A 225-nucleotide genomic window follows, 5' to 3' on the forward strand; every position below is an offset into this window, starting at 1 on the left:
TCGAGGATCGCATCGTTGCCGAGGGTGAGGCTCCCGACACCTGGATAGATCGGGCACGCGTAGCGGCCCGACAGCTTTCGGCAGGCGGACCGGTATTCGACATCTCCAAGGTTCGTGATGTGAGCCCCGAAGCACGCGCGGCGGAGCACTGGCAGGCCTATGTGTCGCGACTGGGAACCCAGCCGGGCATCATCGTTGCCGAACAAAAGGTGCGCGATGGCCAAT

1 protein-coding gene is annotated in these 225 nt (G+C 63.6%); it reads left to right on the top strand.

The features are described from left to right. Positions 1 to 225: hypothetical protein (locus AC0L3H_RS32955; protein WP_473588248.1), on the top strand; the 225-nt coding region annotated here is incomplete at both ends.

It is taken from the genome of Mesorhizobium sp. WSM4816, from assembly GCF_055811535.1.